We start from the raw sequence: 13,134 nt of genomic DNA on the forward strand, positions 1-13,134 counted from the left end.
GGATAATTATACCACTATTTCCTCTCTTTAAAAAAATGAACAAAGTGAGGGTTATTTGACATGGGTAAAGATACTTAACAATCATATTAATAAAATTAATTTGACACTCTTTTTCGTTTCCCTTGACTAATCGTAGGAAAGGAACTGTGACATAAGTCATCATCCAACAAGTTAAACCAAACCAAATCATATTCTATTGCTATAGATTCCTCTGACTTTTGCGAGGATGAGTCACTGCATCGTGGGAGCAATACTAGTTATTGTTCGGATATTGTTACTTGTAGATGATTTATGTCACAGTCCCTCAAGGAAAGCTCAACTACAGACCGTTATTCAATCGCTGAGTGATTCATCAATCGATTGATAGGAACGCCAAGAAAAACAAGTTCATTTTCAGGAATTTTCGTGTGGTATTCATTATCGATATAGCTACTTTTGTCGCAATCTCCCTAGCATTTGGGTACAGTGCCCACATTTGCCGATACAAGCCTTCGTCTTTATCCTGCAATAATCCAAAAATACTCCCTCACCAGTCCTCGCTGCTTTCTGCCAAACAGAAAAAGGCATTTTCCCAAAAGGAAAATGCCTCAAAAAGAGAGTGCTTCACTTTTACATTGAAAGTTCGCCTACCGCTTTGCTTTTATTGCGAAAAGCTTTAGTTAATTCACTAACGATCAGTGGGACAAGTGAGAGTAGAATCACGATTACCCATTCGATACCTGACAAGCTTTGAACTTTGAAAATTTCTTGTAAGAATGGAATGAACAAGACTGCCAATTGCATGGCTAAGCTGACCAAAAAGGCTTTGTTCATCGCGCTGTTAGAGAACACCCCAATGCTAAAGATCGAACGTGTTTCACTGCGGACAGCAAACGCCCGAGTCAATTCACCAAAAACAAGGGTAGCAAATGCCATCGTATTTGCTGTACCATCAGCAACGGTTGGATCAGACAAGACATATTCACCTAACCAATACGCGGCCAATGTGATTGCGCCAACTAAGACACCGTAAAAAATCATGCTTGTAGCAAATCCATCTGCAAAAATACTTTTACGAGAATCACGAGGTTTTTGTTTCATCACACCAGGTTCAACAGGTTCCATCCCTAATGCCAAAGCAGGCAGTGAGTCCGTCACAAGGTTCAACCATAGCAATTGGATCGCAACTAATGGCATTTGATGGAAGTTCAAGGCAGTTGCAACGAAAATAGTGATGATTTCACCGATGTTACAACTCAATAAATACTGAATCGATTTTTTGATATTGGAGAAGATTCCTCTTCCTTGTTCGACCGCATGGACAATCGTCGCAAAATTATCATCCGTCAAGATCATATCCGCGGCTCCTTTAGCCACATCTGTTCCGGTGATTCCCATTGCACAACCAATATCGGCTACTTTCAAGGCAGGGGCATCATTGACTCCATCACCAGTCATCGCAACGACCATACCGTTTGCTTGCCATGCTTTAACGATCCGCATTTTATGTTCGGGCGAAACACGGGCGTAGACAGAATACTTCGCTACTTCTTCTTCTAAAATTTCTTGTGGCATCATGTCTAGTTCGGCGCCTGTCATCGCCAAATCCCCAGAACGGAAAATGTCTAATTCTTTGGCGATCGCCACTGCCGTTAATTTGTGGTCGCCAGTGATCATGACTGGGCGAATACCTGCATCATAACATTCAGCAACGGCTTGCTTCACTTCTTGACGAGGAGGATCGATCATTCCGACAAGTCCTACAAATGTCAACTGATTTTCGATGTCTTCGGAAGTCAATTCCTCTGGCACTTCAGTGATGTCTTTATAGGCAATACCTAAGACCCGCAAGGCATTCGATGCCATTTCCGCGTTTTTGGCTGCAATGTTCTGTGCGTCTGTCTCATCAACCTGACAACGAGTCAATAGAACATCCGGGGCACCTTTGACCATGACACGATACCCTTGTTCGGTTTTATGGATCGTGCTCATCAATTTACGTTCCGAATCAAAAGGAATCTCAGCAACACGTGGCAGATTGGCTTCCAATTTATTTTTGTCTAACTTTTCTTCATAAGCTTTGCTGACAAAGGCAGTTTCTGTCGGGTCACCGGTCACTTGAAACTCGTTTCCGTCAACCGTTAACTTAGAATCGTTACATAACGCGCCAATGGTTAACAGTTGTTGTTCTGTTTCCTGCCCATGAACGAAGGTTTCAACTACAGTCATTTTATTTTGGGTCAATGTCCCTGTTTTATCACTACAGATAACGGAAGCAGCGCCTAGTGTTTCAACCGCTGGTAACTTCTTAACGATGGCATGGCGTTTCACCAAACGTTGGACCCCTAATGCCAAGACGATTGTAACGATGGCAGCCAATCCTTCAGGGATCGCAGCCACACCAAGTGAGACAGCCATCATGAAGATTTCAAGAATTGGACGGCTATACAAAAGGCCTACGACAAACATCAAGATACAGATACCTAAACAGATGATCGACAACAATTTAGATATTTCAGCCATTTTTCGTTGCAACGGCGTCGTATTGTCATCTTCAGAGATCAACATATTGGCGATCCGACCAACTTCCGTTTTCATCCCTGTACTTGTAACTACGCAAGTGCCTCGACCATTTGTGATCACTGTAGAAGAAATCAGCATGTTTTTGCGGTCCGCTAGCACTGTGTCTTCAGGCAATCCTTCCAATGCTTTTTTGTTTACCGGTACCGATTCACCTGTCATGGCAGCTTCATCGGCTTTTAGATTTGCTGCGGTCAAGATCCTAACATCCGCTGGTACTAAATCTCCCGCTTCTAATTCGATGATATCACCTGGCACCAATGTGGCCGTCTCAACATGTTCCAATTTTCCGTTACGAATCACTTTAGCTAACGGTGCGGACATTTTCTGCAAAGCTTCCAACGATTTATTGGCGTTATTTTCTTGAGAAATCGAAATGATGGCATTGATCACGACAATCAGTAAAATAATGACAGAATCGATCCAATCTTCAAATCCGCTAGAAACATAGGACAGAAAAGCGGCAATCAACAGAACGATGATCATTGGGTCTTCTAATTGCCCAATCACTTTTTTCAATAAACTTTCTTTCTTTTTTACTTCTAATTCATTTCTTCCGAAAGACTGCAGTCTTTTTTCGACTTCTTGACTGGATAGCCCCGTCTCTGGGTTCGTGTCCAGAGATTGCAAGACTTCTTCTTTCGTTTTAGTAAACCATAGATCCACTTTATTCAACTCCTAATTTTAGTATCATTGCTATTTTAACTCTTTTTCTCTGTCAGTGCGCCATCTTTTATCAAAAAATGTCATAGCAGAACAAACTTTCATTCTACTATGACTATTCAATAAGGAGAAGATCAAAAATGATGGTTTTACTTTCTCAAGATGTGAATAGCAAATCCGCCAAACTCGCCAGCAAGATAAATGTTTTTCAATTTATTTTCTTCGTCGTAGGCAGCTGTATCCATATTAAAGGAGAGTCCTTTCGCCTTTAATTCTGCCACTGCGCTTTCCAAGTCCGAAGTCCGCATCGCGATATGACCATTTTTACCTAAGAAAGGTGCTTTCATACATTCAAAGTAATCGCCAGCAAATTCTGATTTTTGGCCATGTCGCGGTGCCAAATTAAAGATCATACTCAATTGGTCCGCTAACGCTTGTGCCTCTGTCTCATTTTCCGTGTTGATGCCAATATGTTCTAATTCAAAGTGGTTTTCCATTTTATTGCACCTCTTTCATAGTCGTTGTATCATACTGTTTCTTCTTGTTACATTGGGAACATCAAAATTGATCCTACCGTTAAAAATACAAGACGAATAAAATATTGCGGAATCGTAAATTTCCAAAATTGGACCGCTGTATATTTCCCAGTTCCTAAAATCATTGCGGGCATCCCATCAATTGGCAGGAAGTGACCGCACCAGCCTGAGATGACGATGGCACAGGCTGCTGCTGTAGGATCTAATCCCAAGCTTCGGCAAGTAGCAATCGCAAGTGGCGTAAATACATAGACAGTACCGATCGTTGAACCAGTTAGTGTAGCCAATAAGCTGGTTAGGACACAAAAGGCAAAGATCATCACAAAAGGATTGACGTTGGTACCCAAGATTCCTGCTACAGACGTTCCAACTAAATTGGTCAATCCTGTACTACCCAAAGCATCTGCCACACCAATGACCCCAGCAGACATCAAGATGATTGGTGCACTGATGGCATCGCGGATCTCTTTGAAGTCTAAGACCCCAATCAGCAAAATGACCGCAACTGATAACCCAGCCATCGCATAGCCGGCATCACCAATTTTACTTTGCAGCAACATACCTGCAACGGCGAAGATAAATACTCCGTAAGTCGTCAACTCTTTCCAGCGAGGCAAAAGAGAAGCGCTCTCATTTCCGTTAGCTGTCTCTACAACTTTATTGTCATCAGAGGTAGGATGATCGGGAAGAAATTTGTACTGAATGATACAGTTGATTAAGAAACCAATAGATAAAAACAAGTTAACAATTGCAAATTTAAACACAGAAACCTCTGCCATGATCCCAGCAGAATTTAAAACAGCAATCACGATTCCATACTGCAATGCGGTATTGAAAGGAATCAATGGGTGGTTAGTCGCAAATCCCGCAGTCATGATGACTTTCGATGGAGGTAATTTTTTTGAATAAGGCAGTGTAGATAATAACCCAAGTGTCAGTACATAATAAGCGGTTGAGCCAGTCCCAAACAAACTACAGCCTAACATCACTACTAGAATGATCAGAATATAGGACTTGAAACCACCTTTGTTCGCCATTGAGAACATGGCCTTTTTGAAAACAACGATAAAACTCGTCTTCTCCAGTGCGGCAATGATCGCCATGAATTCAGCCAACATCACAATAGTTGAATTTGAGAAACCAGCAAATGCTCCTTTGATATCCGTAATTCCAAAAATAACTAACAATAAACATGCAAATAATGGCGCTGCCCCGAAGGGAATTTTTTCAATCATTACTAAAATGATCATTACTACAGTAATTGCTAATGCAATCATCATTTGAATAGTCATAATTTCCTCCTGCTTTTAGTCCTGTGCATCAGCAGAAGATGGTGACATAAATGGCAGAATGAAACGAGAAACACTACCTTTTATCAGGTGTGGCAATCCAGATTCTCTCGCTGGCTGCTTTCGGCTATTCTTCACTTATGTCACCTCTCTCACTGCTATTGCCTGCACAAAACAAATTTTTGATGGTCGTCTTACTTCATGCCTTTTGCTTTGTCTTCCGCTAATACTTTTTTCAACGCTTCGATTCCTTCGGCTGGAATTTGGTTGAACGGTGCCCGACATTTGCCTACATTGTTGCCAAGTAGCGCTGCAGCTGTCTTAACGATGGTGTTTGGATTGCCGTATTTGAAACAGTTGCGGAAGTTTTGAATCCGTTCATTGGCTGTCTTCGCTTCTTCGATCTTGCCTTCTACAAAGAGATCATAGATAGAAGCCATTGTTTTCGGATAAACATTAGCACAACCTGCAATACCGCCAGTTCCCCCTGCTAATAATGTCCAGATGATCAATTGATCATTTCCTGATAACGTGTAGAATTTGCCATTGGTTTTTGCTTTTCCTGCTTCGATATAACCTAAAATATTGGAGAAGTTACCGCTGGAATCTTTTGCACCAATAATATTTTCGATTTGTGCCAGACGAGCGACAGTCGCTGGTGCAATCGCATTGCCAGTTCGAGCAGGGATGTTGTAAAGCACGATTGGCATATCAACCGCTTCGGCAATCGTTTTGTAGTGGGTATAGATTTCTTCTTGGCTCGCTGCTGCAAAGCTTGGTGCAATGATTGATAAGACATCTGCGCCAGCAGCTTGTGCCATCTTACTTTGAGCGATCGTTTCTTTTGTGGAGATAGCCCCTGAACCAGCATAGATCGGTACCCGACCTGCCGTTTGATCAACGACAACTTCTAGAACAAGCTTTTTCTCTTCTGCAGACAAGATATAGCCTTCCCCATTTGTACCAAAAGGAAAAATTCCGTGGATACCATTGTCGATCATCCGATCTACTTGGTTGCGCAGTTCCTCAAAGTTGATACTTTCGTCTTCATGCATAGGTGTCAAAATTGGGCTGATAATCCCTTTTAATTCGATTGTTTTCATAGTAATGTCTCTCCTCTTTTATAAAATTCGTATGGAATGCGGTTTCATTTTCGTTAAATTGACGGCTGTCTGCGCTACTCCCTTTTACGGGAGCTTGCGCAATGATCAGCTGATTTTCCGTCAATGAGCCCGATTTTTGTTTATTTTTCGACCCCTTCACCTGAAGTTGGGTTGTATACACCTACGGATTCCCGTTTTTCGCCAAATAGATCAGCGACGGTAAAACGGACGTACTTCACGCAAAGTCGATTGCGGTACGCATAGACCAGATGTAAATTCCCTTGACTATCTTGGTAAAGAGTTGGGTATTCATGTTGTGAATTATTGGTTTTGTTCTCAGTACCGATATAGCCTTCTGCAGCTTCAAAAATCCGTCCGATTGGCCATGTCTTGCCAAAGTCTTCACTTACAGAGACAGCAACAGGATTTCGTAAGCCCGGCCACGCGACTTGCCCGAAGGCTGCGTTTGGTGCGGAATTAACATTGTATGCCAATGCGATTTCACCGCTTGCCAATTTGATTGCACTGATACTGGCGTTGTTATTGGGTAAAACAGTTGCTTCCGGCACACTCCAGCTATCGCCAAAGTCAAAGGATTCACTGCTGTAGACGAAATCGGCGAAGCGGCTTCTCATGAAGGCCACTAAATGACCTTCCTCGACTTCCACGACATTGGCATGAACCCGACCGTTACTATCTGGCATCCGAACGGCCCGCCAAGTTTGACCTTCATCATCCGATAGGCGGAACTCAGTCGGATCATTGGTCAACCCATCTGCTGAATCTTCACATAACCACGTACTGTAAAGCCAGCGACCGTTACTTAAAATTTGAATTCCTTGACGGCCAAACGTGCCTTCTTGATCAAAAAGCACTTCAGGATTTCCCCAAGTTTGTCCTTCATCGGCTGATTTTTGCACCATGATGATGGACGTGAACTGCATATTGTCTTTTCCTTCTTGGCGGCTGACTTGCGAGGTATAGATCAGCCAAATCTTGCCATCTGGCGCCCGAAAGAAGGAGGGATTTTGTTCGCTGCGGTCTACACCTTGTGAGACGGTAACAGGAACCGACCACTTCTGTGTTTCTGGGTCTAATTTTGAGACGACGATCGAGATATCGCCGCTCCCTTCAAAGCTCCCGGCAAACCATCCGCACAACATCCCGCCATCTGCAGTTTCAATCAAAGCCGGTGCGTGAGCCGTGTTGTTATCGCCGGTTGGAATCAAACCAAAATCAACATTTAAGAATGTATCTCGGTACATGACGCCATTGGGTTCTGATTGTCGCACTTGTTCTAGAATCACCATGTTTCTCCCCCTAAAAATGTTTATATTGTGCTGCATTTGTGCTTATTTTGAATGTTCCGCCAATTGGATAGCATAATCGATGGCATTTTCTAAACTGGCTTCACTAGCCGTCCATTTTCCTGCTTGATCAAAAGCCGTTCCATGGTCAACAGACGTCCGAATAATTGGAAGATTCAAGGTAATGTTAACGCCTTGCACTGCTTTCCAGTTTTGTGCTTCTTGATCGTAAACAAAGCCTAAAAGTTTCAAAGGAATGTGTCCTTGATCGTGGTACATGGCCACAACGATGTCATACATACCCCCATTGGCCTTTGAGAAAAGCGTATCTGCAGGCAATGAACCAAATACATTGATTCCCTCCGCTTTGGCCGCTTCTACAGCCGGGTTGATTTCATCGATTTCTTCACGACCAAACAACCCATTTTCGCCACAGTGGGGATTCAAGCCCGCTACTGCGACCCGTGGATTTTCGATTCCTAGATCTTTACACGCTTGGTCTGCGATTCGGATCACATCGAGGACACGTTCTTTGGTGGCCCGGTCACAGGCTTCTCGTAATGACACGTGAGTCGAGACATGCACCACCCGCAAGTTACCATCTGCCAACATCATAGTGTATTTGTCAGTACCGGTTAGATCGGCGTAGATTTCTGTATGACCGGCATAGTGGTGGCCGGCAGCATTCATGGCTTCTTTATTCAATGGATTCGTTACGGTTGCATCGATTTCTTTGGCTAACGCTAGCTCGATGACTTTCTTCACATATTGGAAAGCAGCATCGCCGCCCACATGAGAAACTTCACCAATTTGGAAGGTTGCCATATCCACGATCTTCAAATCGATCAAGTCAATGGTGCCAAAGGTAAAGCGCCCTTCTTTGGGCTGACTGATTGTATTTACTTCCAACGCTAATTCAGGATGTTTTGCTAGATAGTAATCAACAACACTTTTGTCTCCGACTAATAGTGGGCGGCACTTGTCATAGAGTGCCGGTTTGGCAAAAGCTTTGAGGGAGATTTCAGGTCCGATCCCTGCAGGATCTCCCATCGTGATACCGACGATTTTTTTCATGACATGCTTCTTCCTTTCTGAATTCAAATTATAAGATTTGCAGATAGATGGCACGGGCATCTTCTGGTGTGACTTCTCGTTTGTTGTTGACCAGTAGACGTGTTACTTCCATGCCCGCTGCTACTAAGCCATCCAAGTCTTCTTCTGGTACATTAAATGTTTTCAAACTTGTTGGAATTTCCAATACTTTCACGATTTCATCTAACTGGCTGATCATATAGGCTGATTTTTCGGCAACCGACCAGTCTTGATGTCCATTTTTGATGACACGATCATAAGCGACAGCGAGTAAATCTTTGATTGCTGGTTCATTGAATTTCATTACCGGTGTCAACAAAATCGCATTGGAGACACCGTGAGCAATGTGGTATTTGCCGCCTAACGGGTAAGAAAGCGCGTGAACTGCGGTCGTCCCGGATGCCGTGATGGCTACCCCTGCATAAAATGAACCAAGTAGCATTTTGCGTTTTGCTTCCAATGCTTCTGGATTTGTGCAAGCTTCAATGATGTTGTTCATAATCAAATCTAGTGCTTCCAGTGCAAAGGTATCACTGATTGGATTAGCTTTGGCAGAGGTGAAACATTCAATCGCATGACACAATGCATCTACACCTGTGGCTGCTGCAATTGGTTTTGGTAAGTTTTTGATCATTCGTCCATCGAGTAACACGAAATCAGCGATCATTTCCGGATTGACGATCCCGATTTTCAAATCTTTTTCTGGAACGCCTACAATCGCATTGGGTGTTGCTTCAGCTCCAGTTCCAGCAGTGGAAGGAATCATTAAACTTGGCACTTGTTTTTTCGCCAATAATGGATTATCTAATAAGTCTTTGACCGTGTAGTCATCTGTTGCTAAGATCGAAGCCAATTTCGCCACATCCATGACTGAACCGCCCCCAACAGCAATTACCAAGTCGGCTGCTTCTTGCTTAAAGGCATCGATCACTGCTTGCGCTTCGTGATAATTTGGTTCCGCTGGAATATCAGAAAGAATCGTATACTCAATGCCGGCTTTTTCAATGATTTGGATCGGTAAATCGACCAACCCTAAACTTAGAAGACCTTTATCTGTGAAAATAACGATTTTATGAACGCCGCTGCTGATGATTTCTTCTAATTGCTCAATCGCATGTTCTCCTGCCCGAATATTTTTTGGCATCTTTAAACTGTAGTCTGTTAGCATAATAGATCCTCCTTGATCGTTTAATACAATCTAATTTCTTCAAATAATTCTTCTGTTCCAAAACCGCCGGATTTCGTGATTACCTGCATCTCTTGGTTATTCCATTCGATAGTAGACAACACGACACCTGGTTTGATCTCTGTTAACGGTTTGATTCCGGTCACACCTAAGACTTCCATTGATTGAAACAATGTATCCCCACCAGTAAATAGGAATGTGTTCTCTTGGTGTTGCGACCAAAGGGCTTTTGTTAATTGCCCCAACGCCGTTCCTATTCTAAACCGGTAAGCCTCCGCAGATAACCCCTTTTCTTGACTATAAGTCACAATTTCAGCTGTTGTTTGATCACTACAGGTTTCAAAAACCACCAATGTGTCCTTCTTCATCAATTCCAAGTAATGGGTGATCTCTGCCTCTCCTGCAGCAGTTTGCCAATGGCTAGGTTCCAATAGCTGCTGTGGCGTTAGAGAGATCCTAGGATGGTTTCGCTCAGCATAGTCGATTTGTTTCTTCGTGATTGGATTGACACTGCCACAAATCACCACTACTGGCTTTTGCAGCTTGTAGGCTACTGCTTGTCCATTGGGAAACAATTGTTGCGCCAGGACCTTTGCAAACCCTGCACACCCCACCGTCACTCCCAGAAGATTTTCCTCTGTCAGACGTTTGGCATGGACTTGTAACATCTCATCTGTCTGTGCATCAAAAACCATTACCCCGGTTTCCGGCAATGACTGATCGTTGACCAGCATTGCCTCGATTCCCGCTTCCCTTTGCAATCGCTGTACGACATTGCTCTCAGTTACAGGTTCATAAGGATCTTCTGCAAAAACACTCTCTGATACCAAAACATCTTCTATATATAAATGCCCATCGATCACTACCCGATTCATCTCTGGATATGCCGGTAGGAAAGGAAGAGGTGCTTGTTCATTCGTGTCAAGAATCGCTTTGATCTCCGCGCTGATGTTTCCTCTTAATGCTGAATCTACTTTTTTATAAATAAATGGAACTTGGGCCACTTTCGCTTCTTCCAAAATCGTTTTGGTTTTCTCATATGCTTGCTTAAAAGTTAGATGCCGGCTCTCCGTATTAAGAACCAACACTTCGATTTCCTGCGGAAGTGTGTCATATTGGACGACGGTTTCCGTTGAGACCAATGTTTGAATCCCTTGTCTCGAAAATTGAACCCCAGTATCCAGTGCTCCTGTAAAGTCGTCCGCAATAACTAACAACTTTAACATTTACTCACCACCTCGTACTTCATGGTTTGATTATAGTAGCTAGAATCAAGCGTTTACATTCTAAAAAGAAGAAAAAACGTTTAATTTAGAAACGTTCGCTTAAATAATCAAGTTTTTTTCAATTTTTCGTGCTATGATTGTTCATATATGAAACGATTATCAAAGGATGGGGAAAAAGATGAAGCGAAAGATTTTAGGGATTGCCCCTTATGAAGAATTAAATCATTCGATGCATGTTATCGGTGAACAATACCCAGAGGTGGAAACGACCATTTACACCGCTGACCTGGTCGAAGGACAAAACTTAGCTGCCAAACTGTATACGGACGGTTACGATGCGATCATTTCTCGGGGTGGAACGGCCAAATTGATTCGCAAAGTTGTCTCTTTGCCAGTCATCGATGTCTCACTATCCATTTATGATGTCCTAAGTTCGATTCGGCTAGCAGAAAATTATACCCAAAATTTTGCGATCGTCGGCTATCCCAGCATTACCGAAAAAGCCCACTTGCTCTGCGACCTTTTAGGATACAAAATCGAGATCCACACCATCGATGAAACCATCGATGCCAATGAGATTCTTGATACATTAGCAGAAAAAAACTACGAATTGATTTTATGTGATGCTATTACCAACCGCATTGCTCTTTTGAAATCCCTAAATACGATTTTGATCACTTCCGGTTTGGAAAGCATCAAGAGTGCTTACGAAGACGCACTGTCGATTATCGATCACGTTCAACAAGTCAAACAAAAAAAAGAGATCCTCGAAAAAGGGATCTTGAGCCAACAGCAAGATTTGCTGCTTTACGATGACAGCTATACCATTGAATTTTCTACATTAGAACCGGATTTTACCGAAGAGATCATGAACGTCCTTCAGACCAAACCCGAAAAGACCGACATTCAGTATTACTCGCAAACAAAAAACAGGTATATTTCCTTATCCATCCACGCGTATCCCGTGGAACAGCAGCGCTACTACAGCTGCACCATTCAAGAAAACAGTGCACCTCCGGTAGTCACTAAACTAGATGTCACCTACCAGAGAAAATCCGAAGTCGCTGATAGCTTCTCGAAAAAGTTATTATTTTCACAATTTATTTCCGAAAGTATCAAGCATGAAGCCGAAAAATATGACGCCTATTATTCTTCCTATCTTATTTTTGGAGAAAGTGGCACTGCCAAAAAAAATATTGCTTACCAACTTTATCTTGATCAGACAAAAAACACCAACTACCTGATCTCGATCAATTGCAAACTCATTACAGACAAGCTGTGGAAATTTCTAGTCAACGCGACGAATGGTCCCTTTGTTGACGTCCACAATACGATTCTTTTTGAGAATGTCGAACAACTGAGTGCAGCGGCAATCGAACGAATTGTCTCATTGATTAAGACAACGAATGTACGCAGCCACAATCAACTGATCTTTACCTACGACAACAATAAAGCATCTGATCAAACAACATTTACCCGACTGGCAAGCCAATTAAACTGTGCAAAAATCTATGCGCCAGCAATTCGCGAACGAAAAAATGAACTAAGCATCATCACGACACTGCTGTTGAATAAAATGAACATTGCCTGCAGCAAAGAGATCATGGGCTTCGAACCCAAAGCCTTTGAATCATTCCTAGCTTTTGATTGGCCGGGCAATTTTGATCAGCTGCAATACTGCATCAAAGAACTGGTGGTCAATGCCAGTACCCATTATATTTCTGAACACCAAGTCACAGAATTGCTGAACAGGGAACGATTGATCCAAAATTTTACCCATCTCAAGGATCACTTTACTGCCAAAAATCCCTTGCACCACCCCACATTGTTCGACTACACCAAAGAAATTATTTTGAATGTATTGGAACAAAATGAAGGCAACCAGACCAAGACCGCGAATCAGTTAGGAATCAGCAGAACCACCCTCTGGCGCTACCTGAAAGAAGAGCAGTAAGTTGTAGTGAGACCAAAAAAGCAAAAAATCTGTAGGATCTATACCCTCTTCTTTACTATAAATATGGTTTTTTTGTAGAATATAAAATAAAGGGTGAGTTCTTTATTTCACTCAACTTTTATTTGAATTGCCGACGCCATATGTGCACCATATTTGCAATGTATTAAACTGAACTTTACCCATCAAGCTAAAACCAATAGTGTTAACAGAATTTCAACA

9 protein-coding genes and 1 pseudogene are annotated in these 13,134 nt (G+C 42.5%); 1 reads left to right on the plus strand and 9 read right to left on the minus strand.

Features of this window, described 5'->3' with window-relative positions; genetic code table 11:
• Positions 1-329: 329 nt before the first annotated feature.
• The 9 genes and pseudogenes from Q0A12_RS16390 to Q0A12_RS01525 form a co-directional block, all read right to left on the minus strand.
• Positions 330-520: pseudogene (locus Q0A12_RS16390) on the minus strand (transcription antiterminator BglG); the annotation flags it as partial.
• Positions 521-609: 89 nt separating this feature from the next.
• Positions 610-3,225: a calcium-translocating P-type ATPase, PMCA-type gene (locus Q0A12_RS01490; RefSeq protein ID WP_291290952.1), complete on the minus strand. Its 2,616-nt coding sequence runs from the start codon at positions 3,223-3,225 to the stop codon at positions 610-612.
• 146 nt (positions 3,226-3,371) lie between these two features.
• On the minus strand, positions 3,372-3,719 hold the full coding sequence (locus Q0A12_RS01495; RefSeq protein ID WP_291290953.1) for a 2-dehydro-3-deoxyphosphogluconate aldolase: 348 nt from the start codon (positions 3,717-3,719) through the stop codon (positions 3,372-3,374).
• Between the two features lie 47 nt (positions 3,720-3,766).
• Entirely contained in the window at positions 3,767-5,050 is a 1,284-nt protein-coding gene (locus Q0A12_RS01500) for an SLC13 family permease (RefSeq protein ID WP_291290954.1), read from the minus strand.
• A 191-nt stretch (positions 5,051-5,241) separates the two neighbouring features.
• A complete protein-coding gene (gene dapA, locus Q0A12_RS01505; protein WP_291290955.1) occupies positions 5,242-6,150 on the minus strand; it encodes a 4-hydroxy-tetrahydrodipicolinate synthase in 909 nt (302 codons plus the stop codon).
• 140 nt (positions 6,151-6,290) lie between these two features.
• On the minus strand, positions 6,291-7,460 hold the full coding sequence (locus Q0A12_RS01510; RefSeq protein WP_291290956.1) for a sialidase family protein: 1,170 nt from the start codon (positions 7,458-7,460) through the stop codon (positions 6,291-6,293).
• Positions 7,461-7,502: 42 nt separating this feature from the next.
• Positions 7,503-8,531 (minus strand): 4-hydroxythreonine-4-phosphate dehydrogenase PdxA, encoded by a 1,029-nt coding sequence (gene pdxA, locus Q0A12_RS01515; protein ID WP_291290957.1) that lies wholly within the window; start codon positions 8,529-8,531, stop codon positions 7,503-7,505.
• A gap of 28 nt (positions 8,532-8,559) precedes the next feature.
• Entirely contained in the window at positions 8,560-9,717 is a 1,158-nt protein-coding gene (locus Q0A12_RS01520) for an iron-containing alcohol dehydrogenase (protein WP_291290958.1), read from the minus strand.
• A 20-nt stretch (positions 9,718-9,737) separates the two neighbouring features.
• Complete coding sequence (locus tag Q0A12_RS01525; RefSeq protein ID WP_291290959.1) at positions 9,738-10,961, minus strand: four-carbon acid sugar kinase family protein; 1,224 nt, start codon at positions 10,959-10,961, stop codon at positions 9,738-9,740.
• Between the two features lie 178 nt (positions 10,962-11,139).
• Between Q0A12_RS01525 and Q0A12_RS01530 the strand changes: the two genes are divergently transcribed.
• The gene (locus tag Q0A12_RS01530) at positions 11,140-12,915 is read left to right on the plus strand and encodes a sigma-54-dependent transcriptional regulator (RefSeq protein ID WP_291290960.1); all 1,776 of its coding nucleotides are present in this window, start codon (positions 11,140-11,142) and stop codon (positions 12,913-12,915) included.
• Positions 12,916-13,134 lie beyond the last annotated feature (219 nt).

Source organism: Enterococcus sp. (assembly GCF_022711995.1).
Classification (GTDB): Bacteria; Bacillota; Bacilli; order Lactobacillales; family Enterococcaceae; genus Enterococcus_D.

Coding starts and splice junctions, on each gene's coding strand:
- Q0A12_RS01495 (WP_291290953.1), bottom strand. CDS start 3,719: ATGGAAAACCACTTTGAATTAGAACATATTGGCATCAACACGGAAAAT.
- Q0A12_RS01500 (WP_291290954.1), bottom strand. CDS start 5,050: ATGACTATTCAAATGATGATTGCATTAGCAATTACTGTAGTAATGATC.
- dapA (WP_291290955.1), bottom strand. CDS start 6,150: ATGAAAACAATCGAATTAAAAGGGATTATCAGCCCAATTTTGACACCT.
- Q0A12_RS01510 (WP_291290956.1), bottom strand. CDS start 7,460: ATGGTGATTCTAGAACAAGTGCGACAATCAGAACCCAATGGCGTCATG.
- pdxA (WP_291290957.1), bottom strand. CDS start 8,531: ATGAAAAAAATCGTCGGTATCACGATGGGAGATCCTGCAGGGATCGGA.
- Q0A12_RS01520 (WP_291290958.1), bottom strand. CDS start 9,717: ATGCTAACAGACTACAGTTTAAAGATGCCAAAAAATATTCGGGCAGGA.
- Q0A12_RS01525 (WP_291290959.1), bottom strand. CDS start 10,961: ATGTTAAAGTTGTTAGTTATTGCGGACGACTTTACAGGAGCACTGGAT.
- Q0A12_RS01530 (WP_291290960.1), top strand. CDS start 11,140: ATGAAGCGAAAGATTTTAGGGATTGCCCCTTATGAAGAATTAAATCAT.